At 67.3% G+C, this 24,854-nt stretch carries 28 protein-coding genes and 1 pseudogene; 16 read left to right on the forward strand and 13 right to left on the reverse strand.

All coding sequences use genetic code 11. The features are described from left to right. Positions 1-196: 196 nt before the first annotated feature. Positions 197-1,879: a PE family protein gene (locus A5712_RS17760; protein ID WP_068107620.1), complete on the reverse strand. Its 1,683-nt coding sequence runs from the start codon at positions 1,877-1,879 to the stop codon at positions 197-199. 166 nt (positions 1,880-2,045) lie between these two features. On the opposite strand from A5712_RS17760, the gene A5712_RS17765 reads away from it, so the two are divergent. Together A5712_RS17765 and A5712_RS17770 are read left to right on the forward strand one after the other, a co-directional pair. Beyond that, the gene (locus A5712_RS17765; protein ID WP_068107622.1) at positions 2,046-2,495 is read left to right on the forward strand and encodes a hypothetical protein; all 450 of its coding nucleotides are present in this window, start codon (positions 2,046-2,048) and stop codon (positions 2,493-2,495) included. A gap of 123 nt (positions 2,496-2,618) precedes the next feature. Next, a complete protein-coding gene (locus A5712_RS17770) occupies positions 2,619-3,749 on the forward strand; it encodes a nitronate monooxygenase (RefSeq protein WP_068107624.1) in 1,131 nt (376 codons plus the stop codon). A 6-nt stretch (positions 3,750-3,755) separates the two neighbouring features. On the opposite strand, the gene A5712_RS17775 is transcribed toward A5712_RS17770, so the two are convergent. From A5712_RS17775 to A5712_RS17790, 4 genes are all read right to left on the reverse strand, one after another. Next, positions 3,756-3,989: a hypothetical protein gene (locus A5712_RS17775; RefSeq protein ID WP_068107625.1), complete on the reverse strand. Its 234-nt coding sequence runs from the start codon at positions 3,987-3,989 to the stop codon at positions 3,756-3,758. Between the two features lie 206 nt (positions 3,990-4,195). Further along, on the reverse strand, positions 4,196-4,486 hold the full coding sequence (locus A5712_RS17780; protein WP_068107626.1) for a hypothetical protein: 291 nt from the start codon (positions 4,484-4,486) through the stop codon (positions 4,196-4,198). A gap of 12 nt (positions 4,487-4,498) precedes the next feature. Continuing rightward, positions 4,499-4,897, reverse strand: a complete 399-nt coding sequence (locus A5712_RS17785; RefSeq protein WP_068107628.1) for a hypothetical protein — start codon at positions 4,895-4,897, stop codon at positions 4,499-4,501. A gap of 49 nt (positions 4,898-4,946) precedes the next feature. Beyond that, positions 4,947-5,540 carry a dihydrofolate reductase family protein gene (locus A5712_RS17790; RefSeq protein WP_369830404.1) on the reverse strand — a complete coding sequence of 198 codons (594 nt, stop codon included), beginning with the start codon at positions 5,538-5,540 and terminating at the stop codon, positions 4,947-4,949. 151 nt (positions 5,541-5,691) lie between these two features. Here A5712_RS17790 and A5712_RS17795 point away from each other — a divergent pair, with 151 nt between their 5' ends. Genes A5712_RS17795 through A5712_RS17805 form a run of 3 tightly spaced genes read left to right on the forward strand, consistent with a single transcriptional unit; the run spans position 5,692 to position 8,554 of the window. Next, a complete protein-coding gene (locus A5712_RS17795; protein ID WP_231985435.1) occupies positions 5,692-6,969 on the forward strand; it encodes a cytochrome P450 in 1,278 nt (425 codons plus the stop codon). Positions 6,970-6,978: 9 nt separating this feature from the next. Next, positions 6,979-7,992, forward strand: a complete 1,014-nt coding sequence (locus A5712_RS17800) for an alcohol dehydrogenase catalytic domain-containing protein (protein WP_068107632.1) — start codon at positions 6,979-6,981, stop codon at positions 7,990-7,992. 22 nt (positions 7,993-8,014) lie between these two features. Continuing rightward, complete coding sequence (locus A5712_RS17805) at positions 8,015-8,554, forward strand: YceI family protein (protein ID WP_082973508.1); 540 nt, start codon at positions 8,015-8,017, stop codon at positions 8,552-8,554. Between the two features lie 14 nt (positions 8,555-8,568). Here A5712_RS17805 and A5712_RS17810 read toward each other — a convergent pair whose 3' ends face one another. Next, on the reverse strand, positions 8,569-9,696 hold the full coding sequence (locus A5712_RS17810) for a hypothetical protein (RefSeq protein WP_068107637.1): 1,128 nt from the start codon (positions 9,694-9,696) through the stop codon (positions 8,569-8,571). Between the two features lie 682 nt (positions 9,697-10,378). Here A5712_RS17810 and ag85B point away from each other — a divergent pair. Next, positions 10,379-11,368 (forward strand): diacylglycerol acyltransferase/mycolyltransferase Ag85B, encoded by a 990-nt coding sequence (gene ag85B / locus A5712_RS17820; RefSeq protein ID WP_068107640.1) that lies wholly within the window; start codon positions 10,379-10,381, stop codon positions 11,366-11,368. A 61-nt stretch (positions 11,369-11,429) separates the two neighbouring features. Here ag85B and A5712_RS17825 read toward each other — a convergent pair whose 3' ends face one another. Continuing rightward, positions 11,430-12,011: a hypothetical protein gene (locus A5712_RS17825; protein ID WP_197519426.1), complete on the reverse strand. Its 582-nt coding sequence runs from the start codon at positions 12,009-12,011 to the stop codon at positions 11,430-11,432. Between the two features lie 75 nt (positions 12,012-12,086). On the opposite strand from A5712_RS17825, the gene A5712_RS17830 reads away from it, so the two are divergent. The 6 genes from A5712_RS17830 to A5712_RS17855 all read left to right on the forward strand — a co-directional run bounded on the left by A5712_RS17830 (position 12,087) and on the right by A5712_RS17855 (position 16,345). Further along, the gene (locus A5712_RS17830; RefSeq protein WP_369830405.1) at positions 12,087-12,641 is read left to right on the forward strand and encodes a chorismate mutase; all 555 of its coding nucleotides are present in this window, start codon (positions 12,087-12,089) and stop codon (positions 12,639-12,641) included. A 122-nt stretch (positions 12,642-12,763) separates the two neighbouring features. Further along, positions 12,764-13,183 carry a resuscitation-promoting factor RpfC gene (gene rpfC / locus A5712_RS17835; RefSeq protein WP_173817365.1) on the forward strand — a complete coding sequence of 140 codons (420 nt, stop codon included), beginning with the start codon at positions 12,764-12,766 and terminating at the stop codon, positions 13,181-13,183. 31 nt (positions 13,184-13,214) lie between these two features. Then, positions 13,215-13,688, forward strand: a complete 474-nt coding sequence (locus A5712_RS17840) for an SRPBCC family protein (RefSeq protein ID WP_173817369.1) — start codon at positions 13,215-13,217, stop codon at positions 13,686-13,688. A gap of 6 nt (positions 13,689-13,694) precedes the next feature. After that, positions 13,695-14,528, forward strand: coding sequence for an SDR family oxidoreductase (locus A5712_RS17845; protein ID WP_068107646.1), 834 nt, complete (start codon positions 13,695-13,697; stop codon positions 14,526-14,528). A 13-nt stretch (positions 14,529-14,541) separates the two neighbouring features. Next, on the forward strand, positions 14,542-14,961 hold the full coding sequence (locus A5712_RS17850) for a lipoprotein LpqH (RefSeq protein ID WP_068107648.1): 420 nt from the start codon (positions 14,542-14,544) through the stop codon (positions 14,959-14,961). 58 nt (positions 14,962-15,019) lie between these two features. Then, on the forward strand, positions 15,020-16,345 hold the full coding sequence (locus A5712_RS17855; RefSeq protein WP_068107650.1) for a cytochrome P450: 1,326 nt from the start codon (positions 15,020-15,022) through the stop codon (positions 16,343-16,345). Positions 16,346-16,403: 58 nt separating this feature from the next. Here the strand turns inward: A5712_RS17855 and A5712_RS17860 are convergent, their stop codons facing one another. Together A5712_RS17860 and A5712_RS17865 are read right to left on the reverse strand one after the other, a co-directional pair. Further along, positions 16,404-16,586 (reverse strand): hypothetical protein, encoded by a 183-nt coding sequence (locus A5712_RS17860; protein WP_068107652.1) that lies wholly within the window; start codon positions 16,584-16,586, stop codon positions 16,404-16,406. A gap of 61 nt (positions 16,587-16,647) precedes the next feature. Further along, positions 16,648-16,995 carry a hypothetical protein gene (locus A5712_RS17865; RefSeq protein ID WP_068107653.1) on the reverse strand — a complete coding sequence of 116 codons (348 nt, stop codon included), beginning with the start codon at positions 16,993-16,995 and terminating at the stop codon, positions 16,648-16,650. Positions 16,996-17,059: 64 nt separating this feature from the next. Here A5712_RS17865 and A5712_RS17870 point away from each other — a divergent pair, with 64 nt between their 5' ends. Continuing rightward, on the forward strand, positions 17,060-17,527 hold the full coding sequence (locus A5712_RS17870; RefSeq protein WP_068107655.1) for a limonene-1,2-epoxide hydrolase family protein: 468 nt from the start codon (positions 17,060-17,062) through the stop codon (positions 17,525-17,527). Between the two features lie 283 nt (positions 17,528-17,810). Continuing rightward, positions 17,811-18,293: a hypothetical protein gene (locus tag A5712_RS17875; RefSeq protein WP_156766612.1), complete on the forward strand. Its 483-nt coding sequence runs from the start codon at positions 17,811-17,813 to the stop codon at positions 18,291-18,293. Between the two features lie 108 nt (positions 18,294-18,401). Here the strand turns inward: A5712_RS17875 and A5712_RS17880 are convergent, their stop codons facing one another. Both A5712_RS17880 and A5712_RS17885 read right to left on the reverse strand, forming a co-directional pair. After that, positions 18,402-19,880 (reverse strand): PE family protein, encoded by a 1,479-nt coding sequence (locus tag A5712_RS17880; RefSeq protein ID WP_082973502.1) that lies wholly within the window; start codon positions 19,878-19,880, stop codon positions 18,402-18,404. Positions 19,881-20,121: 241 nt separating this feature from the next. Then, complete coding sequence (locus A5712_RS17885) at positions 20,122-20,325, reverse strand: hypothetical protein (RefSeq protein WP_068107661.1); 204 nt, start codon at positions 20,323-20,325, stop codon at positions 20,122-20,124. A 142-nt stretch (positions 20,326-20,467) separates the two neighbouring features. On the opposite strand from A5712_RS17885, the gene A5712_RS17890 reads away from it, so the two are divergent. After that, positions 20,468-21,190 carry a ubiquinone/menaquinone biosynthesis methyltransferase gene (locus tag A5712_RS17890; RefSeq protein WP_068107663.1) on the forward strand — a complete coding sequence of 241 codons (723 nt, stop codon included), beginning with the start codon at positions 20,468-20,470 and terminating at the stop codon, positions 21,188-21,190. Positions 21,191-21,219: 29 nt separating this feature from the next. Then, positions 21,220-21,996, forward strand: coding sequence for a DUF4239 domain-containing protein (locus tag A5712_RS17895; RefSeq protein ID WP_068107762.1), 777 nt, complete (start codon positions 21,220-21,222; stop codon positions 21,994-21,996). 230 nt (positions 21,997-22,226) lie between these two features. On the opposite strand, the pseudogene A5712_RS17900 reads toward A5712_RS17895, so the two are convergent. Next, positions 22,227-23,381, reverse strand: a pseudogene (locus tag A5712_RS17900) (PPE family protein); the annotation flags it as partial. Beyond that, complete coding sequence (locus A5712_RS17905) at positions 23,378-24,745, reverse strand: PPE family protein (protein ID WP_082973504.1); 1,368 nt, start codon at positions 24,743-24,745, stop codon at positions 23,378-23,380. The gene A5712_RS17905 and the pseudogene A5712_RS17900, both read right to left, overlap by 4 nt. Positions 24,746-24,854: the final 109 nt, after the last annotated feature.

Here is a 24,854-nt window from a genome sequence, read left to right on the forward strand (position 1 = left end):
CGCAACCGCTCCGGGGTGGTCAACACGTCAAAAGACAAATCGCACAACCGCTTCAGGGCATCATCGAGCGCGTCGAACACCTCGACGATCTCCTCACGACTGCTCGCACCCATACCCCGAATCGTACGAACACCCACCGACAACAAACGCCGATCTGTGACCCCTGAAACCAAAGTGGTGCAAGGGATTTCAGTGGCTAGGGTGTTCCGTTCTTGCCGGGCGCGCCGTAGAGTCCGCCGAGGCCACCGGTGCCGCCGTGCCCGGGGGCGTGTCCGTTGCCGCCGTTGCCACCGATACCGTATATCGACGCGCTGTAGGGGCCGCCGCTCACCAAACCGGCGTTGCCGCCGTTGCCGCCGTTGGCGCCCCCGCTGCCGGTGCCGGCGTCGCCGCCGGTGCCGCCCTGGGCGAAGAAGCTGAGGGCGTTGCCGCCGTTGCCGCCGTCGTTGAAGCCGTTGCCGGAGGGAGCGGCGCCGCCGTGCCCGCCGTTGCCGCCGATGGCGCCCACGAGCCCCGCGGCCAGGCCACCGTCCCCGCCGGTGCCGCCGTTGCCGGAGGTCGATGCGCCGCCGGCCCCGCCCGCACCGCCGCCGGCGATGCCGGTCACCGTGGCCGCGGTACCGCCGGCGCCGCCGATGCCGCCGGTACCGATGCCGCTGGCCGCACCGCCCACGCCGCCGTTGCCGCCGATGGAAGCGCCCAACCCGATGAAGTCCGGGGCGGCGGCGGCACCGCCGGCACCACCGGCCCCGGCGAGTCCGTCGACGGCGGCGCCGCCCACGCCGCCGGCGCCGCCCTGGGCCAGGTCGATTCCGAAGAAGCCGGACGAACCGCTGTTCCCCCCCGCGCCACCGGCGCCTCCGGTACCTCCGAGGAGGGTGGCGGCGCCACCGGCGCCGCCGTTCCCACCCTGGCTCAAGTCGATCCCGAACGGGATGCGTGCGAAGCCCTGGCCGCCGGCCCCGCCGGCCCCGGCGACTCCCGTGGTGGCGGCGCCACCCTGCCCGCCGGCCCCGCCGAAGCCGGTGAAGAGGCCGGTTCCGTTGCCGCCGGCCCCGCCGGCGCCTCCCGCAGCTCCGGGGCCGAGAGCGTCACCGCCGGCGCCGCCCGCCCCGCCGATCCCCGAGAGGAAGCCGGCGTGGCCGCCGGCGCCGCCGTCCCCGCCGTTAGAGCCGGGAATTCCGAGCGCACCGGCCCCGCCGGCGCCACCACTTCCGATCAGGAACGCGTTGCCGCCGGCACCGCCGGCACCGCCGATGCCGAGGCCGGTCGTCCCGCCCGTCCCGCCGGCCCCGCCGTTGCCCCACAGCAACCCGCCGTTGCCGCCATGGCCGCCCGCGAGGCCGGGGCCGCCGGTCCCCCCGGCCCCGCCGAAGCCAATCAGACCGGCCGCGCCACCAGCGCCACCGACCTGCCCGACACCGCCGGAGCCGCCGGTGCCTCCGTTACCGAGCAAGATCCCGCCGGGCCCGCCGGCCGCCCCGGTGCCGGCAGCGCCGTTGGTGCCGTTGCCGATAAGCGGGCGCCCTAGCAGCAGCTCGGTCGGGGTGTTGATCACCCCAAGCACGTCTTGCGCAATCGTCTGCAGTGGATTCGCGCTCGCCGCCTCGGTCGCCGCGTAGGCGCCGCCGGCACTCTGCAGCAGGTCGACGAATTGGTTGTGAAACGCCGCCGCCTGAGCGCTGAGCGCCTGGTATTGGGCGGCGTGATTGGAGAATAAGGAGGCGATCGCGGTCGATACCTCATCACTTGCCGCGGTTAGCAGGCCGGTGGTGTTGGCCGCCGCGGTCGCATTGGCCGTGCCCAGCGATGAACCGATGCCCGCCAAATTCTCCGCCGCCGTGGCGACCGCGTCCGGAACTGCAACTACAAACGACATCCGACAACCTCCAGGTCGCCCCCGACAAGCGGATCGTAGGCCCTTCGGGTGCCTAATTAGACGTGGTTACAACAATTCAAAGCGATTTCCCAGCCGCAGCTAAGCGGGCAACAATAAATCAACCCCGAATTTGCGGCGTTTAGGCGAACGGGAGGTAACGAGCGCCATGGCCCCGTTACTCACTGGCTGCGGTGGATTTTTGCTCGCCGTTTTGTGGATGGACCTCATTTTCGACGTCCAGGTTCTTCAAAATCGAAGCGCGGGTGACGAATTGCCCGAGCCGGTGCTCGCGTCGATCGCGGGCTATTACCATCGCGCGACCACCACGTCGCGACCGATGAGCCGGCTGATCGCCTTGGTAATGCTGATCTTGTTGGCGGCGTTGGGTTTTCAGGCCGCCCGGGGACACGACCCCGGGTGGCTGCTGGCAATCTCCGCCGCGCTCGCGGGTGTCCCGATGGTGCTGGCGCTGACGCGCACGGTCCCCGCCGCCGTTCGGCTCGGGCACCGGGCGGACGGTCCGGCCGAACAAACCCGGCTGGCGCGAGCGATCTGCCGCGACCACCTGGCCTGCTTCGGCGGCATGCTGGCGTTTCTGATCCTGTGGACCACCTGACGCGTCGTGATACGTCGTAGTGACGACGCGCTGGTCGGGGGCGGCTGGCCACGTCAACGGCGCTCGTACTAAACTAGAACACGTTTCAGTTCGTTTACATCGGTCAAGCTTCCAGGAGTAGGCATGCACACCGCGATCTGCGACGAACTCGGCATCGAGTTCCCGATCTTCGCCTTCACCCACTGCCGCGACGTCGTGGTCGCTGTCAGCAAGGCCGGTGGTTTCGGCGTGCTGGGCGCCGTCGGCTTCACGCCCGAGCAGCTGGAGATCGAGCTCAAGTGGATCGACGACAACATCGGCGACCACCCCTACGGCGTCGACATCGTGATCCCGAACAAGTACGAGGGAATGGACTCGCACCTGTCGGCCGAGGAGCTGGCCGACACACTGCGCAAAATGGTGCCGCAGGAGCACCTCGACTTCGCGAAGAAGATCCTGGCCGATCACGGTGTGCCGGTCGATCACGCCGACGAGGACACTCTGCAACTGCTCGGCTGGACGGAGGCGACCGCCACCCCGCAGGTTGAAGTCGCGCTGCAACACCCGAAGGTGGCGATGATCGCCAACGCGCTGGGCACCCCCCCGGCCGACATGATCAAGCACATCCACGAATCCGGCCGCAAGGTGGCCGCGCTGTGCGGCTCACCGTCGCAGGCCCGCAAGCACGCCGACGCCGGGGTCGACATCATCATCGCCCAGGGCGGCGAGGCCGGCGGCCACTGCGGCGAGGTGGGCTCGATCGTGTTGTGGCCCCAGGTCGTTAAGGAGGTCGCGCCGGTACCGGTGCTCGCAGCGGGCGGGATCGGCAGCGGTCAGCAGATCGCCGCGGCCTTGGCCCTCGGCGCCCAGGGTGCGTGGACCGGGTCGCAGTGGCTGATGGTCGAGGAAGCTTCGAACACCCCCGTTCAGCAGGCCGCGTATGCCAAGGCGTCCAGCCGTGACACCGTGCGCAGCCGTTCGTTCACCGGCAAGCCGGCCCGGATGCTGCGCAACGACTGGACCGAGGCATGGGAGCAGCCGGACAACCCCAAGCCGCTCGGAATGCCGTTGCAGTACATGGTTTCCGGCATGGCCGTGCGCGCCACGAACAAATACCCGAACGAGACGGTCGACGTCGCGTTCAACCCGGTCGGTCAGGTCGTCGGGCAGTTCAACAAGGTGGAAAAGACGTCGACCGTCATCGAGCGGTGGGTGCAGGAATACCTGGAGTCGACCAACAGGCTGGACGAGCTGAACGCCGCCGCCGCCGTCTGACGGCGGCTACTCGTCGACTTCGTCGACTTCGTCACTACCGGGACCGGTGAACACCTCTTTCGTCCGGTCCACCGCATAGGTGCCGATGTCGATCGAGTTCTGGACGATGCCGCTCGCACCGCCCGCGATGTCGCCCCGGATCATGTCGCTGGCGTGTTCGACGATGTCGGAGGCCTTTTCGACGGCGTTGGCGGCGATGTCGCGGGCGGCGTCGACTGCGTCTTTCGGATTGAAGCCCATCGGAATCTCCTTTTGTCGCAGGACCTTTGGGAACGACTCTAGTGGCGATCGCGAGCGCGGCGTAGCCGGGCGCTGCGGGTCGCCACCATCGGCTCTAGTGGCGATCGCGAGCGCGGCGTAGCCGGGCGCTGCGGGTCGCCACCATCGGCTCTAGTGGCGGTCGCGAGCGCGGCGTAGCCGGGCGCTGCGGGTCGCCACCATCTGCTCTAGTAGTTCACCAGGGTGCGCCAGTAGTCCTCGGGAATCTCGGCGCCGGACCGCAGTATCCGCGCCAGCCCGACGGCCATCGCGATACCGAGGAGGCCCAGCCACAATCCGGCCACCGCGATGAGCCCCCAGAGCACGGCGGTGACCGCGGGCCACGGCGACAGCACGGCTAGCACCGGCGCGAAGAAGAAGCCGGTCCCGACGTACCAGGCCGAGCCCGCGCGATCCGACGCGAGGACAAAGCGCAGCCAGCGCGGGACCGGTGCCCCGGCCGGCTGGGCGCGATTCATCGATTTACCCCGTCATTCGGACGGCGGGAAGAACCCTGCCCCGGTGAACCATCCCTCTTGCCAGCCCTTGTCTCCCAGGCAAAGCATGGGCAGGCCGCGCTCCGACTGCGCCGCCGCTTGCGGGCCCGGGCACTTCGCGCCGGCCTGCTGCACCCCGTATAGCGGGTAGGAGATGACCCAGTAGCCGGTGGTGGCGGCGGGGAACTGGTTGGGCGGCGGGAAGTGGCACGCCTCTGCCTGGCCGCTGGGGCCCCGCCCGAAGATGAAGCGCTCGTAGTTGTCGCACGGCGCCCCCAGCGACGCCTGATAGTTCATGTTCGGCACGTCGCCGTCGTAACCTGCGGCGGCGCACGGGGCCATGCCGATCGTGATGCCCGCTATCGAAGCGGCGCTGAGTAGTTCCCGAATCATGTTCCACCCCACCTGTCGCCGGTGACCAGGACCAAAGCATATCCGCCGGTCAAAGACGCCGGTAGGTGCAGATCAGTACCCCGGTCCCGGTCGTCGTCGCCGAGACGAGCTCGAGCGCCCGGGCCCGTCCGTCGTCGGGAAACACCCGCTTGCCGCCGCCGAGCAGGATCGGCTCGATCATCAGCCGGTATTCGTCGACCAGGTCGTGCTCGATCAGCTGCGAGACCAGCGACGCGCTGCCCATCACCTGCAGCGACCGGCCGTCGCGTGCGCGCAGCTCGCGTATCGCGCTGATCGCGTCGTCGGCCGGCAGCAGGGTCGAGCCGTGCCAGTCGAGATCGCTTTGGCCGAGCGTCCGCGACGCCACGTATTTGGGGATCTCGTTCATCCGGTCCGCGAACTCGTCGCCGGCGCGGGCGGGCCAGGCGGCGGCCATCGATTGCCAGGTGCGACGGCCGAACAACAGCGCGTCGGTCTCGGCCAGCAGCTCGGAGACGGCCGGTCCCATCGTCTCGGGTTCGAAGTACGGCATCGACCAACCGCCGTGTGCGAATCCCCCGTCGCTGTCCTCGCCCTGGCCGCCCGGGGCTTGGACGACCCCATCCAGGCTCACGAAGTCACTCAGAACTATGCGCATGCCCATACAGACCGGCGGCGCGCGGGAAACTCATCGGCGGTGAACACGTTGCAATTCGGCCTGGCGATCTTGCCGCAATCCTTCCCAACGGTGGTGTAGCAGTGGTTTATTTGGCACAAAGAAGACGACTAGACGACTTCGTATGAAGGAGCGGACCTTGTCAGCATCGAAGACAACCACCGAGCCGAATCTGCCGCCCGGATTCGATTTCACCGACCCGGACATCCATGCCGAGCGGCTGCCGGTGGAAGAGCTGGCGGAGCTGCGCCGAACCGCGCCGATCTGGTGGAACGAGCAGCCGATCGGGGCCGGCGGCTTCGACGACGGCGGGTTCTGGGTGGTGTCCAAGCACAAGGACGTCAAGGAAATCTCGCTGCGCAGCGACGTCTTCTCCAGCCTGCAGAAGACCGCCCTGCCGCGCTACAAGGACGGCACGGTCGGCGAGCAGGTCGAACGCGGCAAATTCGTCCTGCTCAACATGGATGCGCCGCAGCACACCCGGCTGCGCAAGATCATCTCGCGGGCCTTCACGCCGCGCGCCATCGAGCGCTTGCGCGACGACCTGGCCGATCGCGCCCGGCGCATCGTCGAGGAGGCGGCGGCCGAGGGTCGCGGCGACTTCGTCGAGCAGGTGTCGTGCGAGCTGCCGTTGCAGGCGATCGCCGGCTTGATGGGGGTGCCACAGGACGAACGCAAAAAACTCTTCCACTGGTCCAACGAGATGGTCGGTGACCAGGACCCCGAGTTTGCGAACAACGACGCCATCACCGCTTCCGTCGAACTCATCACCTACGGCATGCAGATGGCCGCCGACCGGGCGAAGAACCCGGGCGACGACCTCGTCACCAAGCTGGTGCAGGCCGACATCGACGGCCACAAGCTCTCCGACGACGAGTTCGGCTTCTTCGTGATCCTGTTGGCGGTGGCCGGCAACGAGACCACCCGCAACTCCATCACCCAGGGCATGATGGCCTTCACCGATTTCCCCGACCAATGGGAGCTGTTCAAAAGGGAACGCCCCGGCACCGCGGCCGACGAGATCGTCCGGTGGGCCACCCCCGTCACGTCGTTTCAGCGCACCGCGCTGGAGGACTACGAGCTGTCCGGCGTGCAGATCAAGAAGGGTCAGCGGGTGGTAATGGTCTACCGCTCGGCCAATTTCGACGAGGACGTGTTCGACGACCCCTTCACCTTCAACATCCTGCGCGACCCCAACCCGCACGTCGGATTCGGTGGCACCGGTGCGCACTACTGCATCGGGGCCAACCTGGCGCGCATGACGATCGACCTGATGTTCAACGCGATCGCCGACGGCATCCCGAACCTGGAATCGATCGGCAAGCCCGAGCGGCTGCGGTCGGGATGGCTCAACGGGATCAAGCACTGGCAGGTCGACTACCACACCGACGGCGCGAAATCACCTGCCGCGCACTAGCCTCAAGGCATGGCTACCCATCGAGCTGTTCACGTCAAGTCCGCGGGCGCACCACTAGAACTGGTCGATGTCGAAACCAAGCCGCCGGGCCCCGGTGAGGCGCGGCTGACCGTCACCGCGTGCGGGATCTGCGGCACGGACGCACACTTTGTCGCGGGCGGCTTTCCGGGCATGACGTGGCCGCTGACGCCCGGGCACGAAATCGCTGGAACGATCGCCGAACTCGGCTCCGGTGTAGAGGGTTTCGAGGTGGGCGATCGCGTCGCGGTCGGGTGGTTCGGCGGGTGCTGCTACCACTGCGACGAGTGCCGGAAAGGCCACTTCATTCATTGCGAGAACGGGAAGGTCCCGAGCTATCAATATCCGGGCGGGTACGCGGAATCCGCCACCGTCCCGGGCAGTGCGCTCGCCCGGATACCGGCGGGGCTGTCCGACGCGGAAGCCGCGCCGATGGGCTGCGCCGGCGTCACCACCTACAACGCGTTGCGTCATACCAAGGCACTGCCCGGCGACCGCGTCGCCGTCCTCGGTGTCGGCGGGCTCGGTCACCTCGGGGTGCAGTTCGCCCGGGCGATGGGTTTCGAAACCATCGCGATCGCCCGCGGCGCCGGCAAGGAGGAGGATGCCCGCAAGTTGGGCGCCCACCACTACATCGATTCCACCGCCGCGGATCCCGCCGAAGCGCTCAAGGCCCTGGGCGGGGCGGCGGTCGTGCTGGCGACCGCGGGCAACTCGCCGGCGATGGCGGCAACCGTCGGCGGGATATCGCCGCAAGGCGAGCTGGTCACCATCGGCGTCACGCCTGAACCGTTGCCGATCAGTCCGATCCAGCTCATCACACCGGGGGTAAGCATCGTCGGGCATCCCTCCGGCACCGCGAAAGACGTTGAAGACACTATGCATTTCGCGGTTTTGTCGGGCGTTCGGGCGTGGATCGAGGAGCTACCGCTGGCGCAGGCCGCCAAGGGCTACGCGGCTTTGGAGCAGGGGCGTGCTCACTACCGCACCGTTTTGACGATGTGACCACGGGCGCGCTGTGACCGACCTGTGGACCCTGACCGCATCCGACGGGGAGTTGCTGGTCCGCACCGGCGTCGCGGGCAGGGCGGCGCGAATGGGTCATCGGCTCACCATCGCGATGACGCGCTGGGAGGCCACGGTGGCCTGGGCCTCCGGCGAGCCGGTCACCGCCGAGCTGACCGTCGACGTCGATTCGTTCGAGGTGCTGCGCGGCGAGGGCGGGGTCAAGGGGCTGTCCGGGCCGGAGAAAGCGGTGGTGAGATCCAACGCGCTTAAGTCGTTGGGCGCCAGCCGTTATCCCGAGATCCGATTTAACGCGGACACGATCGAGAAGAGCGGCGACGGGTACCGCCTCACTGGAAAGCTGCACATCCGTGGGCAGTCACGAAAACACGTGATCGATTTGCGCACAGAGGATCTCGGCGACCGGTGGCGGATGACCGTCAAATCGCGCGTTCGCCAAACCGATTACGGCGTCAAGCCCTACTCGCTGCTGATGGGCTCGGTCCGGGTCGACGACGAGGTGACGGTGTCGTTCAGCGCCGTTCACGCCAAGGACGGCTGAGTTCAGGCGCCGCGCTAGGGCGTTGGGGTGTGCGACGCCGCATCACCGGCGTCGCCCGGGATGTGCTCGAGCACCCGGGTCAAGTACGGCTGGCGGTCGTTCGAGTCCGGCTGCTGCTCGGCGGGAGCGCCCTGCTGCTCCCCTCCGGCCCCTGACTCGGTGACCGGCTCGCCGGCGGGCGTCTTCGACTGCGGGGCCGGCGATACCGCCTCGGGCGGCGGAGCGGGGGCAGGCGCGACGGCCTCGGCGATCTGCGGCGGCGGCGCATGCACGACCCGCTTGCCCGGCGCAGACTCGCTGGCCGGGGCCAGCTGGATGCCCAGGGCGAGCGACAGGGACGAGACGAAGGTGATCGCTCCCGCGGCCAGCGCGGTCACGGCGCCGGCATAGGACAGCCTGCGGGGCCGATGCTGGGGCGCGACGGCGGGCTCATCGAGGTGCGCCACCAGTTGATCGTCGGTGAACTCGGTGCTTCGGGCCGCGGCCAGCGCCGCGCCGCGCGCCACCGTCACCTGCGCCATCGTCTGCGCGAAAACCGGTACGGGCAAGGTCTTTTCGAGCTGCCAGGAGAATCCGTCGACGTCGCTGCCGCCGCCGACGACAACCACCCCGCCGGGCCGCCAGCCGGTCGGTCGTTCGAACATCCCGCTCAGCCAGGAAGTCAGGCCGTCGAAGCCGCCGCGCACGTGCTTGACGGCCGTCTGGGTCTGGCCCTCGTGGGTGGCGACCATGACGACGGTGGCCCAGTCCTCGTCGAGGATGCAGACGGCGGTCTGCTCGTACCCGATGACCGGGGCGATCGCGAGCGCCAGCGTCTCGACCGCCTCCAGCAGCCGGACGGGCACCACGTTGTCGAAGCCGGCGTCGGTCAAGGCCTCCAACAGCAGCGCCGCCTGCGCGGACGCGTCGTCGTTCCAGGTGAGCCCGATGACACGCACCCGCCGTTCGCTCGCCGATGCGCGCGCATCCACCCGCAATACCTCGTCCGCCACTTGCTCCGCGGTGCTCAGGGCTCGGGCGCCACGGCCGGCGCGCAGACTCAGCTCGTGATGGTCCAGGATCGTGCCGTCTGCGCCGTGTCCCTCGGCCAGGACCCACCCGAGGGTGGTCGGCGTCAGCGATAGCCCCAGTACCGTATCCAAGTCTGCACCTCAATCGGTCCCGGACCTCCGAAGCCCTCGGCCGCGCTCACGCACCACAAAATGCTGGTGCGGCGGTTCATGAGGGCCGGAACGGACCGGGATTGCGTGGTCTCCATCGGCTTGCTCCGTGAGAGCCTACGCGGTCCGCGCAAGTTCGGCTCGCCCCGGTTCCGAATCCCCGTCAAACCCGCACGCGAACGCGGCCAAGCCGGCGATCCCCCCGAGCCGGCCGCGAAAACGGCAGGTGACGGGCACCCAGCGTTTCAACCAGTCCGCCCATTTACGGCCCCGAAAAATTATCGCGGCCCGGCCGTCGAGCATTCGCCGTCCGCAATCGAACGCGTGGGCGACCAACTCCGGCACGCCGGACCGGCCTGCGAGTATGTCCCGCGCACTCGCTGGAAATCGACGTGGAAACCGACGTCGCCATTTCCGATCGCGGGCGCCCGATCTCTTAAGTCGGATGCGGCCGGCTGCCTCGGGGTTTGCGGCGCAACGGCCGCGAACCGGCGGTCTCGGGGTTCCCGTAGTTGGGCCCGCGCGGTCGCCATATCCGCATTGCGAAATTCGGACGAAAACCGATATAAAACCGAGACACCATCGCGTCCCGATCGACATTTGGTCTAATAACCCGGTAAATTCCTGCCTGAGATCGCGATCACAGATACGGACAGGGGCAGGTATGACAGACGTGAGCGAGAAGATCCGGGCCTGGGGGCGCCGGCTTTTGGTCGGTACGGCGGCGGCTGCCACCCTCCCGGGCCTGATCGGTCTTGTGGGGGGGTCGGCGACCGCGGGGGCGTTCTCCCGCCCGGGTCTGCCCGTCGAATACCTGCAAGTGCCGTCGGCTTCAATGGGCCGCAACATCAAGGTGCAATTCCAGAGCGGCGGAGACGGCTCGCCCGCGGTGTACCTGCTCGACGGCCTGCGTGCCCAGGACGACTACAACGGCTGGGACATCAACACGCCCGCGTTCGAGTGGTACTACAAGTCGGGCCTGTCGATCGTCATGCCGGTTGGTGGGCAGTCCAGCTTCTACACCGACTGGTACCGCCCGGCGTGTGGGAAGGCCGGCTGCTCGACTTACAAGTGGGAGACGTTCCTGACCAGCGAGCTGCCCGGCTACCTGTCGTCGCAGCGGAGCGTCAAGGCGACCGGTAGCGCCGCGGTCGGCATCTCGATGGCGGGCGCATCGGCGATGAACCTGGCGAACTACCACCCGGGCCAGTTCGTCTACGCCGGTTCGCTGTCCGGCTACCTCAGCCCGTCCACCGGGCAGGGCTGGATCGGCCTGGCGATGGGCGATGCCGGCGGCTACAAGAAGGAAGACATGTGGGGGCCGGACAACGACCCGGCGTGGCAACGCAACGACCCGTTGGTCAACGTCAACCTGCTCGTCGAACACAACACCCGGCTCTGGGTGTACTGCGGTAACGGGACCCCGAACGAGCTGGGCGGCGCCAACCTGCCGGCCACGTTCCTCGAGAGCAACTTCATGATCGGCGTCAACAAGAAGTTCCAAGACGCCTACAACGCCGCGGGCGGCCACAACGCCGTCTTCAACTTCCCGCCCTATGGAACGCACAGCTGGGAGTACTGGGGAGCGCAGCTCAACGCGATGAAGCCCGACTTGCAGAGCAGCCTGGGCGCGACCCCCGGCGGCGGTGGATAACACCTGATCTGCCAGAGATTCCGCTACTGCGCTTGACGACAACGTCAGGCGCAGTAGCGCGTCAGGGGGCCTTCAATCGGTCGGTGACGTCGGTCCACGCGGTCACGTCGGTGCGGTGGTCGTTCATGTTTCGGCACTGGCCGTAGACGCGCAGGACCCCCACGTCGGGGGCCTCGGTCTGCCGATACACGATCGCGGTGACGGCATCCTTGGTGAGCGACCGGGCGAACACGTGATCGTTGGGTGGCAGGCCCTCGGTCCAGCCGTGGCCGACGAGCGTCGCCGCGAGGCCCGGGAAGTACGCCTCGGCTTGCGTGCCGGCGGGCAGCGCGAAGGTCAGGTAGATCGCGCCCTGGTACGGGGGGTCGTCGCGGTTTTTGCACGACATCAACGTGTAGCCCGCCGACGTGGTCCGCAGCCCGGTCAGGGTGACGATTTGCCTGGCCGACTCGACCGCCTGGGCCTGCGACTGATCGTCGCTGACCGGGTTGGCGGGATGATCGAGAACATCGGAGGTAGTGGTGTGCAGCCGGTCCACCAGCAGGATGGCCCCGCTCATGAGCAGCGAGGCCGTCAGCGCGGCGGCGATCAGCGCGCGAACCTGTGTCGTGCGCAACCAATCTCCGCGAGACGCCTGCGACATCAGTGCCCAGGCTAACTCGGGAGAGAATCTTCAATCATGGTCATGACCGGCGCTCGCCGGCGGCCCAACCGCCCGATGACGCGCCTCGCGTTGCCCGGCACCGTGGCCGTCCTGTTGCTCGCGGCACCCCTCGCGCGGGGCGACGCCGCCGGCCCGCTGATCGGGTTGGTCGACGCCGCCGCCCAGCGGCTCCAGGTCGCCGAGCCGGTGGCCGCCTTCAAGTGGAAGACGGGCGGCACCATCGAGGACCCGGGCCGGGTCCAGCAGGAGCTCGCCAAACTGGGCGCCGAGGCGAGCGCCGCGCGCGTCGACCCGAATTACGTCACCCGCGTCTTCGGCGATCAGATCAACGCAACCGAGGCAATCGAATACGCGCGGTTCGCGGACTGGAAGCTGAACCCGGCGGACGCGCCGGGCGCGGCGCCAGACCTGTCGGAGTCGCGGTCGACGATCGACGGCCTCAACCACACGATGCTGACTGCGATCGTGGCTGGCTGGGACCTGTTGCACTCCCCCGGCTGCGCCACCGACCTGGACGCCGCGCGAAGCGAAGTCGCCCGCGCCCGCCAACTCGACGGCCTTTACCAGCAAGCCCTTTCGCTTGCGACCAAATCGTATTGCCAGGGCTAATTTATTTAATTCTCACCATTCTCTAAAGCTCTGATTTCGCTGCTCAGGGGCCCAATTGCGCTGCTAGACGGCTTATCTCGCCACCTTTTCGAATCGGTAACGCTTCGGACACGCCCCGCGAAATGCCTGGCATGAGAAAACTCTGCAAGCCTCTCATCACGTCCGCCATCATCGGCGGGTTCGTTGCAGCATCGCTGAGTTCCTCCGGCGTCGCAGGCGCCGCTCCCGGCGCCCCCAACTGGGACGCGGTCGCCCAGTGCGAATCCGGCGGCAACTGGCACGCCAACACCGGCAACGGGGAATACGGTGGGCTGCAATTCAAGCCGGGCACCTGGGCCCAGTACGGCGGTGTCGGCAATCCGGCGGCCGCGTCCCGGGAAGAGCAGATCGCCGTCGCCAACCGGGTTTTCGCGCAAGACGGACTCGACCCGTGGCCGAAGTGCGGCTCGGCGTCCGGCCTGCCGATCGCGATGTACACGCACCCCGCGCAGGGCATCAAACAGATCATCAACGGGCTTATCCAGGCGGCCGTCCCGCACTGACGAATATTGCGCCCTATGAGCCGGGGCGAAGCTGTGTTTGGATCAGCGCATGGAAGGTTCGGCGACTGTTCACATGGCGGCGCCCGCGGACAAGATCTGGGATCTCATTGCGGACGTTCGCAACACGGGACGGTTCTCCCCGGAGGTGTTCGAGGCGGAGTGGCTGGGCGACGCGACCGGCCCCGCGCTCGGCGCCCAATTTCGCGGCCACGTCAAGCGAAACGAGATGGGACCGGTCTACTGGACGACGTGCAAGGTCACCGCATGCGAGCCCGGCCGCGAATTCGGGTTCGCGGTAATGCTCGGCGACCGGGCCGTGAACAACTGGCACTACCGGTTGGCGCCCAGCGGCGGCGGCACCGACGTGACCGAGTCGTTTCGGCTCAATCCCGCGCCGTGGCTGGGCATCTACTGGTTGTTGGGCGGATTCCTGCGCAGGCGACGCAACATCCGCGATATGACCAAGACCCTCAACAGGATCAAAGACGTGGTCGAGGCGGGCTGACTAGACGTGAAATCGGTCTTCATCACCGGCGCGGGCAGCGGCATGGGCCGCGAGGGAACGAAGCTTTTCCACGCCAACGGCTGGCGCGTCGCCGCGGTGGACCGCAACGAGGACGGACTGACGACGCTGCGGGGAGAGCTGGGTGACGACCGGTTGTGGACGCGTGCCGTCGACGTCACGGATAAGGCCGCGCTCGAGGCCGCGCTGGCCGACTTCTGCGCCGGCAACCCCGACGGCGGGCTCGACATGATGTGGAACAACGCCGGCATCGGCGAATCGGGCTGGTTCGAGGACGTCCCGTACGAGGCCGCGATGCGCGTCGTAGAGGTGAACTTTAAGGCGGTGCTGACCGGCGCCTACGTCGCGCTGCCCTACCTGAAGAAGCGGCCCGGCAGCCTGATGTTCTCGACGTCGTCGTCCGCGGGCACCTACGGGATGCCGCGCCTCGCGGTCTATTCGTCGACCAAGCATGCGGTCAAAGGGTTGACCGAGGCGCTCAGCGTGGAATGGCAACGGCACGGGGTGCGCGTGGCCGACGTCTTGCCGGGTCTGATCGACACCGCCATCCTCACCACGACCACCAACCACTCGGACGACGGCGGGCGGGCGATGTCCGGCGAGGACGTCCGCGCCAGCGCGCCGAAGAAGGGCATGATGCGGCTGATGCCGGCGAGCAGCGTCGCGGAGGCGGCCTGGCAGGCCTATCACAATCCGAAGCGGCTGCACTGGTACGTGCCCAAGAGCATTCGCGTGATCGACCTGCTCAAGGGTCTGAGTCCGGAGTTGGTGCGGGGCCGCATCGTCAAGGCCCTGCCGGCGCTGATGCCGAAGCAACAGTGAGGGGGATGGCAGGGTGCGAAACCGTTGGATCGCAGCCGTTTTCGTGCTGATCGCGGGGGCCGGTGTGGCGGGTTGCGGGCAGGCGCAGACGGTGCCCCGCAAAGCCGCCCGGGTGACCGTCGGGGGCGCCACCCAGACGACGCGTCCCGCCGCGTGCAGCCAGACGCAGTCCTATCGGACCCTCGACATCGGCGATCACGATGCGCACGTCGAGGCGGTGGTGATGCTCAGCGGCTACCGGGCCATCCCGCAGTGGGTGAAGATCCGCAACTTCGGCGGGTTCACCGGTAGCTTCTGGCAGGGCGGGGTCGGAGACGCGCACGTCGACCTCACCAACAACGCCTACACCATCACGGGCAGTGCATACGGGATCAGCAGCAGCGACCCCAACAAGACGGTGACCACCGACTTCAAGATCATCGCCGAGTGCTGAGCGGGCACGCGAATTCCGCCTAGGCTGGGTCCAGACCACCCGAGCTGATGGAGGCCCCGTGAAGGAGAGATTGCACTGGCTCGTGATGCACGGGTTTATCCGCGGCGTCGCGGCGATCGGCATGCGGCGGGGCGACCTTCAGTCCAGGTTGATCGCCGACCCGACGATCGCCAACGACCCGGTTCCGTTCTACGAGCAACTGCGCGCCCAGGGGCCGCTGGTGAAGGGCCGGGTGAACTACCTGACCACCGACCATGCCCTGGCCCACGAGCTGCTGCGGTCGGACGACTTCCGCGTGGTGAACATGGGCTCGAACCTGCCGACGCCGCTGCGTTGGGTCGAGCGCCGCACCAACGACGACGATCTCCTGCATCCACTGCGCGCGCCGTCGCTGCTGGCCGTCGAGCCGCCGGACCACACCCGCTACCGCAAGACGGTGTCGGCCGTGTTCACGCCCAGGGCTGTCGCCGCGTTGCGCGACAACGTCGAACACACCGCGACCGACCTGTTGGATCGGTTGACCGGCGAGCCCGGCGTGGTCGACATCGTCGGGCGATACTGCTCGCAGCTCCCCGTCGCGATCATCAGCGACATCTTGGGAGTCCCCGAGCGAGACCGGCCCCGGGTCCTGGAATTCGGCGAACTCGCGGCGCCAAGCCTGGACATCGGCCTGCCCTGGTGGCAATACCGCACCGTGCAGAAAGGGATCGTCGGGTTCAACGCCTGGCTCGCCGAGCATCTGCGCGAGTTGCGCCGCGCCCCAAGTGACAACCTGATGAGCCAGCTGATCCAAACCGCCGAAAGTGGCTCCGCCGAAACGCATCTCGACCCCGACGAGCTCCAGGCCATCGCCGGCCTGGTGTTGGCCGCGGGGTTCGAGACCACGGTGAACCTGCTGGGCAACGGGATCCGGATGTTGCTGGACACACCCGAGCATCTGGACACGTTGCGTCGCCGCCCCGAGTTGTGGCCGAACGCCGTTGAAGAGATCCTGCGCCTCGACTCGCCGGTGCAGCTCACCGCGCGGGTGGCGCTGCGCGACGTCGACTTGGCCGGCATGCGGATCAAGCGCGACGACTTGGTGGTGATATACCTGGCCGCCGCCAACCGGGATCCGTCGGTGTTCCCCGACCCCAACCGCTTCGACATCGAAAGACCAAATGCCGGAAGGCATCTCGCGTTCTCCGGGGGACGCCACTTCTGCCTGGGGGCTGCCCTCGCGCGCGCCGAGGGGGAAGTCGGGCTGCGGACGTTCTTCGACCGTTTTCCGGAAGTGCGGGCGGCCGGCACCGGAAGCCGGCGGGACACGCGGGTGCTGCGCGGTTGGTCGACGCTGCCGGTGGTCCTGGGGCCGGCACGGTCGATGGCGCAGGTGGACGCCTAGTGGCGATCGCAAGCGCGGCGAAGCCGGGCGCCGCGGGTCGCCACCATTCGAGTAGGCGCTAGCGGCGGCGGCGGCGCCGCCGGCCGGGCCAGCTCCTGTTACCGGAACAGGCCGCGATGAGCGTGGTGGGTGCCGCCGTCACGGCGACGAGCGTCAGCCTTCGGATGGCTTCGCGCCGGGTCAGCAGGCCGTCGACCGGATCGGCCCCGATCTCCTCGGAGGTGTCGCGCTGCGATGTCACGACGCAAGTATGCGGCAAAGCCGCAGCCAACAGCGGGATTTGTGCGCGGTTGGTCCCCCGGCTAGGGGTCCTCGCCCGCGGGGCCGCTTCGCCAGCGAAGCGCACCCGACGCGACGATGATCACCGCGGGCAACGTGCCGGCCGCGAAAATGCCGAATTGCCAAGCCCATCCGATCGCCTTGTTGCGGAATTCCTCGTCTTGGGCGACCTCGGCGCCGGTGGGTGTCCTGGCGACGCAGCCGTGGGTCTTGGCCCACCAGTCGTTGCGCACCAATTCGTAGCCGTGGCTGTTCACCCAGTCATGGCAATCCTCGCTGGTCCCCCAGAACCCGCGGGCGAGCGCCCCGCCCGCGCCGGCCAGCATTCCGACCAGCGCGATCCCGATCAGCAGCTTGGCCCGCGTGGTCACCTGGCGAGTATGCGCCCAAAGCCGATGATTGACACGTGTCCGGTAACCCGGTTTATTTGCCGCTATGACGGAAGTTTCAGCGGTTTCTCCGCTCGCGGTCGAGGACGTCGTGATCGGGATGTGGCAAGCACTGTCGCGGCGGGACTGGGAGGCGGTGAAGACGTTCCTGTCCGACGACTGTCTGTACGTCGACATGCCGGTGCCCGCGTTGGCGGCGCGCGGCCCGGAAGACATCGTGAAACGGCTCAAGATCGGGCTCGAGCCGCTGGCGGGTTACGAGAACCACGACGGCGTGCTGGTGTCCAACGGTTCCGACGTCATCTACGAGCATTCGGAGACTTGGACTTTCGTGTCGGGCGAGCGCGGCGTGCTCAGGTTCGTAACCGTGCACAAGGTCCAGGACGGCAAGATCACGGTGTGGAAGGACTATTGGGACATGCAAAGCCTGGTCGGGTTCGCCCCGCCCAATCACTTCGAGAACTTGGCGACCGCCGACACCAGCTGGGTTTTCGACGCGTCAGGGCTCGTTTAGAACCTGGCTTTCAGGCGCCGGAGTTGGGCCGGATTTCTTTACCGGCCAAGGGATGATTGTCGAACAGCCGTACTGACGGCGGCGGACCGTAGTGCCCGAAGCCGCCCACACATCGCCAAGAAAACCCGGGCCGACGTCTCCAGCTTGGCGGGCTGACTGCTTTCACGTAGTGAACTACCCTATGCCGCGCACGGGCGAGCTGGAACGGTAATTTAGTGGCCGTTTTTCACCGGGTAAGGGCACTGGCGGGATGGTCATCTAGCCCATGGAAGGAAAGTTCGTCATGTCTAATCCGCAAACACAAAGAGCCCTCGATGAGATCACAAAGTGGGCTCGTGAATTCGCCGCCGGTGGGAATCCGGACGGCGGGGAGAACATCACATTTGCAATCGCGCGCCAGGGTTCGCATACGATTGCGAACGCCTTCCTGACCGAGGGCGACTGTACGCAGCCGTTTGTCCCGTCGGGAAAGCGCGGCACGCTGCACAATCAACCGCCCCCGGAGCTGCCACCAACTGCGTTCTTCATTACGGGGACGCACGATGTCGACCAAGTGCCGATCAGTATGGAAGCGGATTTGAACGCGGGAATTGTGACGCTCAACGGACCATTCGCCGAAATCCCGTCGACGCTCGAATTCAAACTGGAATATTTAGAGCATTTTACGGATGACAATGGAAAGAATCTTGCCTTCTACTCGAAATCGGATAAACCAGACGACAAGGCTGGATATATTACGGTGTTCTGTCTGATCGGTGCGGCTTGATGACTTGATCGGAAACGCACTTGTTCCCGCGGTCACCGGTGGCTCGTTCGGCGGGCCGGCTGGATATTCGACGCGTCGGCCTTGGTCTGAGGACGGCGTCGCCGCGGGCTAATTGAAGAAGTTGCTCAGGCCGAACAAGCCCGCGATAAGGTTGCCGGTGTTCAGCAGGCCCGAGACCTGACCGGATATGCCGGGGTTCAGGGCGCTCGGGACGCCGGTGTTGAAGAAGCCCGAGACGAACGCGTTCGCGGTGCTGCCATAGGCCCTGTTTCCAAATCCCGACATGAAGCCGTCGGCGGTGGTGCCGCCGCTGGCCGTGTTGAAGAGGCCCGAAACGTCGAAGCCGGTGTTGCCGAAGCCCGATGTGGTCTGGCCGCTGTCACCGGTCAGCCCGAGGCCGGTGTTGACGTTGCCCGAATTCCAGATGCCCGTGTTGACGTTGCCCGAATTTCCCCATCCCGTGTTGGTGCTGCCCGAGTTCCAGAAACCCGTGTTGCCGCCGGTGTCCAGGGTGCCGCCCGCGTTCCCGAAGCCGGTGTCCAACTCCCCCGAGTTGAAGAACCCGGTGTTCAGCGCGCCCGAGTTGGCGAATCCGAAGTTGGCCGTGCCGGAGTTCCCGAACCCGACGTTCCCCACGCCAGAGTTCCCGATGCCGAAGTTGCCATGGGCGCCGGGAGCGTTGATGGCCGCGTTGAGGATGCCGACGTTGCCGTTACCGGAGTTGAAGAAACCGATGTTGCCGGTACCCGAGTTCCCGATGCCGATGTTGCCGCTGCCCGAGTTCAGCCCGCCGAGGTGGAACTGGCCGGTCACGTAGTTGTAATAGGTATTGCCCACGCCGATCTCGTTGTCGCCGGTGAGCCCGAGGCCGATGTTGGCGTTGCCGGTGTTGCCGGCGCCCGTGTTCCCGAAGCCGTTGTTCCCGGCGCCGACGTTGGAGTCGCCGTTGTTTCCGATTCCCCAGTTGGCGTTGCCGGTGTTCCCAAACCCTATGTTGCTCAACGGGCTACCCGGCGGGGTCGTGAAATCGGAGTTGGTGTTCCCGAAGCCGACGTTGAGGCTGCCGGTGTTTCCGCTGCCGAAGTTGAGGTTGCCGGTGTTCCCGCTGCCGACGTTGCCAACGCTGGGGTGCAGCGCGTTGCCGTTCCCGCCGCCGATGTTCCTGTCGCCGGTGTTCCCCGTGCCGAGGTTGGAGTTGCCGGTGTTCCCGTTGCCCACATTGTTGGTGCCCCGGTTACCCAGCCCCAGGTCGAAGGTTGGGGCGGCAGCCACCAGGCCTTGCTGCAGCGCCTGCAACGGCGCGGCATTCGTCGCCTCGGCCATGGCGTAGGTGATCCCGGCCCCGTTTAGTGCCTGCGCAAACTGAGCGTGGAACGCCGCCGCCTGGGCGCTCACTGTCTGAAAGCCCTGGCCGTGGGCGGAGAACAGCGCTGCTATGGCCGCCGACACCTCATCCTCGGCCGCGGCCAGCACCCCGCTAGTGGGGGCGGCGGCCGCCGCGTTGGCGGCGGTCAGGGCCGAACCGATGTTGGACAGATCCGTTGCCGCCGACGCGAGGAACTCCGGGGCCGCCACCAGATAGGACATCGTCGTGCTCCTGCTCGATATCGCCAACCCCCGGCGGACGGCACTTTATCGCCGTCGCACCCGGGCAGTGGGCGTTTCAACCAAACATTCACCCCGGCGTCAGGACCTAGACGGCCGTTGCGGTTGGTGTTGGGGACACCCGGAGCCGCTGAAGGGGCCCGTCGTCGAAAATTGTTACCGCGCGTAATGATTCATCATCGGACGCCGGTCGCGCCCGCAGCCGCCGTCGGCATGGCTGCGGTTAAAGATGCTCCATCAGGCGGGACATCAGCTCGTCCTCGAGAAAACGGCGCTCATGCAGCGGGTAGGTCCTGGGCTCGGGCAGCTCGACGTGAATGTGCCCGATCGCCGCGATTACCGCCGCGCCCGGCCAGTGGTGATGGGTCTCAGCGTCCGGCGCCGGAGAATCGGATTGCGGGTGAAATTTGGGCAGTAAGTGCAGCATGGCGGATGCCTTCGGATCGTGGCTGGCTCCTACCAGTAGTCAAGCCTATTCAACACATGTTAGACAAGCATGGTGGCGCCGGCAACGCCGATCGCCGAGGGCGAACCAACCCGACCTCGATCGGAAGGGGTGCGTAGATCCGATGATCACCCGGCGCTGGAACGAGTCCGACGAAGCCAAGAGCAGCTACGTGACGGAGCTGTTTTCGGCGCTGGCTTCGCGCTACAACGTGATGACCGATCTGTGGACCCTCGGGCTTCATCGCTTGTGGAAGCGACAAGCTGTAGAGCTGTGTGCCCTGCGGCCCGGCGAACGGGTGCTCGACGTCGCGACCGGGACCGGTGACCTGGCGTTCCTGGAAGAGGCGGCCGTCGGGCCGGACGGCAAGGTCGTCGGTGTCGACTCCTGCGCGGCGATGCTTGCGGTCGCGCGGGGCCGACACCTCGGCGGCGTCGACTTTCAGGAGGGAGACGCCATGGACCTGCCGTTCCCGGACGCGTCGTTCGACGTGGTGACGATCAGCTTCGGGCTGCGCAACGTCGCGGACCGCGGCCGGGCGCTGCGCGAATTCCGGCGCGTCCTGCGGCCGGGCGGCCGGTTGATGGTCCTCGATTTCAGCAAGCCGAACTCGAAGGTGCTCACGCTCCTGCACGACGCGCTCTACTTCGTGCTGATGCCGGCGCTGGGCTGGGCCGTCGCATGGCACCGCGACGCCCATCACTACACCTCCGATTCGATCCGCACCTGGCTGTCGCGGGAGGGGCTGGCCAAGGCAATGCTGGAATCGGGCTTCGTCGACGCCCGCTACGTCTCACTGAGCAGCGGGTTCGCAACCGTCCACTTCGGTGTGCGCGCGGTCGGCTGATTGGCGATGGCGTCGTGACCCGTTGGATCGTGGACCACATCCCAGCGTGGCTCCTGCTGCTCGGGCTCCTCGTCCTCATCGCGGGTGGGGCGATGCTCCTCCAAAAAGTTCTCCGGAAGCGTTTCCCACAACTCACCAAAGACGCGCACAACGATGCCACCCAATTTGCGTTCGGCGTGATCGGTTTCGTCTATGCGATCCTGCTCGGCTTTGTCACATCCGCGCTGTGGACTCAGATCAGCGGTCAGGATGAGCAGGTGCGGGCCGAAGGCACGGCTGGGATTCAGCTCGCCCGGGACCGGACCGTGTTCGGCAGCGCGGACAGCGACCGAATTCGAGTGGCCTTGCTGAATTATGAACGCGCTGCCCTGACCGAATGGTCGACGGCCGCCGCTGGCCGGACCAATCCCGAGGCCGATAACGCTATGCACGACCTCTACGCCGCCTACCAGCAAGTCCAACCGGGCACCGATACCCAAAGGGCTTTTCTTAGTACATCTTTCGCGAACCTCGACAAGCTGAGCCAGGCCCGCACCGGGCGGGTGATGCAGGCCCAGACCGACGCCGGACCGCCGGCGTCGCTGTGGGCGGTGATCCTGCTCACCAGCGCGTTGGTCGTTGGTTGCGCGATCACTTATGGGGTGGCAGAGCCCCGCACGCACTACGTAATGGTGGCGACCATTGGCTTGCTGGTGGCGGCCAACCTGTTCCTCATTTTGGAACTTTCGTATCCATACGTCGGCGAAATCGCAACGTCCCCACAGCCGTTGCGCGATATCGTAGCGGTGCTGTCTGGGGCCGCCTAGCGCTGCAGCGCCTCCTTGATCAACAGGCTTGCCGAGCGCTTGAGCACATCCCGCTCCTTCGCGAGCTCGGCGACGCCCTTCCGTAGCGCGATGAGCTCCTCGCGCTCGCTCAACGGCAACTGCGCCTGCGGCGTCAACAGGTCGAAACCGTGCCAGTGCGCCCGCGCCCGCTCGGTCGGGTCCTTTTCCCCGGCCGCTTGGGCCTGCGCGCGGCCGTTGGCGGCGCTCGCGCCGTTCCGCGGCGCGTTGACGATGCTGCCAATCGGGCCGATCACGGGGGCCCTGCCCAGCCAGCCGGTGGGCGCGGCTGCCGCGGCCTCGGGCACCGCGTCGACGGCCGCCATCGGCAATCCTTTAGCGGCCAGCCGGATTTCGGGGGCCGCGTTAGCCCATGCCTGCGGCACCGAGAGGCCGCCCACGGACGCCGCCCTGCCCGCACCGGCCGAGACGTCAACGCCACCAACCGAACTCGCCAGGCTTGACGCCGCGCTCGTGAACCTCCCGGCCGAGTCGGGCACTTCGGCCACCGGTGCGATCGCCGAGAGAACCAACGCGGATTGGATCGCCGGGTTTTCGAATGGGGCAACGATGAACGAGACTCCCGACCCGAGGAAGGTTCCCGCGCTGAACAGGGTCTGGTAACCGGCGGTCGCCAACATCAGGGTCTCGAAATTCTGGACTGGGGCGCTGTTCAGCAGGTCCAGCAACCACTGCGCCGGTCCACCTGAGGCGAGACCTTGCAGTGCGTTGGGCACCGCGTTCAGTAGCTGTGACAGCGTCGACTGGATCGACGCGGCCGGCGCACTCATTGCCTGACCGCTCGCGGCGGCCTGACTGGCGATTCCACCCGGGTTGGTGTTCTGCGCCGGTGCGCTGAATGGCGTCATCGTCGTCGCCGCCGCCGATGCGCCGGCGTAGCCGTACATCGCGGCGGCGTCCTGGGCCCACATTTCGGCGTACTGGGCTTCGGTCGCCGCGATGGCGGCGCTGTTTTGGCCGAAAATGTTGGTGGCCACCAACGCCATCAGCAGCGCCCGGTTGGCCGCGATCTCCGGCGGCGGGACCGTCGCGATGAACGCGGCCTCGTACGCGGCCGCCGCCGACCTGGCCTGGTTGGCCGTCGACTCGGCTTGCACGGCAGTGGTATTCATCCACTGCAGGTATGGGAAGGCCGCCGCGGCCATCGACACCGACGCCGCACCCAACCACTGCCCACTGGTGAGCTCCAGGACCGCGGTCCGATACATACCTGCCGCCGAACTCAACTCGGCCGCCAACCCGTCCCAGGCCGACGCGGCCGCCATCAACGGTCCCGAACCGGGGCCCAGATACATCCGTCCGGAATTGATCTCCGGCGGCAACGCTCCGAAATCGAAAACGTTCATGGCCGGATCGCCTCCTTGATCAAGCGGGCCACCGCATCCCGCTCCATCGCCAACTCGGCCATCTCCTGGCGCAGCTCGTTCAGCTCATGGCGTTCGCGTTCACCTAATTCGACGTCTGCGCCGCGTCGGGTCGGCTCCGCCTGCGAACCCGGTGGGCCGGCAAGCAGACTCCCGCCGGTCGCTAGCTGCGGGATGACCTTGTGACGGGAGCGGGGACTGGAAGTGCCTTCCCCGCTTCGGGGCGCGTTGACGACGCTGCCGATCGGGGGCATGCCGCCGAACCAGCCGCCCGGCCCGGCCGTCTCCGCCCGGGGCATTGCGTCCAGGCCGGCGATAGGCAATCCACTTGCAGCAAGGCGGATTTCGGGCGCAGCGCTGCCCCAGGACTGCGGCACCGAGAGGTCACCGACCGACGCCCCCCGGCCCAGCCCCGCCGACGCGTCGGCGCCGTTCACCGAGGCCGCCAGCGTTGGCGCCGCGCCCGCAGCCGTCCCCGTCACGCCCGCCGCCGCGCCCGCGGGTGCCGCGGGCGCCAGCGGCGCCAGCCCCGGAAACGCCGCCGTGATCAGCGGGACGACAAAGTAGATCGCGTCGACGGCCAGGAACGAGCCGTCACTGCCGACGGTGTCGACGGGCAGGGACAAAGCGCCGCTGAAGGTGTTGAGAGCGACGCCCAATGGGCTCGTCAACACGTCGATCAGCCACTGCACCGGATCGAACGGTGATGACGCCGGGGCAAGGCTACCCAGCGCTTTGGGCACTGCGGACATTGTCTGCGACACCGTCGACCGCGCCGACGACAGCGCGGCGCCGACCGCCTGGGCGCCGACCCCGGCAGGGTTGGTGTTCTGCGCCGGAGGACTGAACGGTGTCAAGGTGGTTGCCGCCGCGGATGCCCCGGCGTAGCCGTACATCGCGGCGGCGTCCTGGGCCCACATCTCGCCGTAATCGGCTTCGGCCGCCGCGATCGCCGCGGTGTTTTGGCCGAAAATGTTGGTGGCCACCAACGCCGTCAGCGACGCCCGGTTCGCCGCGATCACCGCGGGCGGCACCGTGGCGGCGAACGCCGCCTCGTAGGCCGCAGCCGCCGACCTGGCCTGATTGGCGGTCAGCTCGGCTTGGGCGGCGGTGGTATTCATCCACTGCACGTAGGGGAAGGCCGCCGCGGCCATCGATACCGACGACGCGCCCAACCATTGCCCACCGGTGACCTCCAGGATCGTCGCCTGATACGAGCTGGCCGCCGAACTCAACGCCGCCGTCAGCCCGTCCCACGCCGACGCGGCCACCATCAACGGGCCTGAACCCGCTCCCATATACATCCGCGCGGAGTTGACCTCCGGCGGCAATGCCCCGAAATTCACGAGTACTACCTCCTCGCTAACTGGCCCCGGCGTAAGCATGGCGCTATTCGGCCCGGAAGGATAGAAATCGAGACGACGATTCGGAGGGCGGCGTGTCACGGGCGGACTA

The organism is Mycobacterium sp. E2327, assembly GCF_001672675.1.
GTDB lineage: Bacteria > Actinomycetota > Actinomycetes > Mycobacteriales > Mycobacteriaceae > Mycobacterium.

Coding starts and splice junctions, on each gene's coding strand:
- A5712_RS17760 (WP_068107620.1), bottom strand. CDS start 1,879: ATGTCGTTTGTAGTTGCAGTTCCGGACGCGGTCGCCACGGCGGCGGAG.
- A5712_RS17765 (WP_068107622.1), top strand. CDS start 2,046: ATGGCCCCGTTACTCACTGGCTGCGGTGGATTTTTGCTCGCCGTTTTG.
- A5712_RS17770 (WP_068107624.1), top strand. CDS start 2,619: ATGCACACCGCGATCTGCGACGAACTCGGCATCGAGTTCCCGATCTTC.
- A5712_RS17775 (WP_068107625.1), bottom strand. CDS start 3,989: ATGGGCTTCAATCCGAAAGACGCAGTCGACGCCGCCCGCGACATCGCC.
- A5712_RS17780 (WP_068107626.1), bottom strand. CDS start 4,486: ATGAATCGCGCCCAGCCGGCCGGGGCACCGGTCCCGCGCTGGCTGCGC.
- A5712_RS17785 (WP_068107628.1), bottom strand. CDS start 4,897: ATGATTCGGGAACTACTCAGCGCCGCTTCGATAGCGGGCATCACGATC.
- A5712_RS17790 (WP_369830404.1), bottom strand. CDS start 5,540: ATGGGCATGCGCATAGTTCTGAGTGACTTCGTGAGCCTGGATGGGGTC.
- A5712_RS17800 (WP_068107632.1), top strand. CDS start 6,979: ATGGCTACCCATCGAGCTGTTCACGTCAAGTCCGCGGGCGCACCACTA.
- ag85B (WP_068107640.1), top strand. CDS start 10,379: ATGACAGACGTGAGCGAGAAGATCCGGGCCTGGGGGCGCCGGCTTTTG.
- A5712_RS17825 (WP_197519426.1), bottom strand. CDS start 12,011: ATGTCGCAGGCGTCTCGCGGAGATTGGTTGCGCACGACACAGGTTCGC.
- A5712_RS17830 (WP_369830405.1), top strand. CDS start 12,087: ATGACGCGCCTCGCGTTGCCCGGCACCGTGGCCGTCCTGTTGCTCGCG.
- rpfC (WP_173817365.1), top strand. CDS start 12,764: ATGCCTGGCATGAGAAAACTCTGCAAGCCTCTCATCACGTCCGCCATC.
- A5712_RS17870 (WP_068107655.1), top strand. CDS start 17,060: ATGACGGAAGTTTCAGCGGTTTCTCCGCTCGCGGTCGAGGACGTCGTG.
- A5712_RS17875 (WP_156766612.1), top strand. CDS start 17,811: ATGTCTAATCCGCAAACACAAAGAGCCCTCGATGAGATCACAAAGTGG.
- A5712_RS17880 (WP_082973502.1), bottom strand. CDS start 19,880: ATGTCCTATCTGGTGGCGGCCCCGGAGTTCCTCGCGTCGGCGGCAACG.
- A5712_RS17885 (WP_068107661.1), bottom strand. CDS start 20,325: ATGCTGCACTTACTGCCCAAATTTCACCCGCAATCCGATTCTCCGGCG.
- A5712_RS17890 (WP_068107663.1), top strand. CDS start 20,468: ATGATCACCCGGCGCTGGAACGAGTCCGACGAAGCCAAGAGCAGCTAC.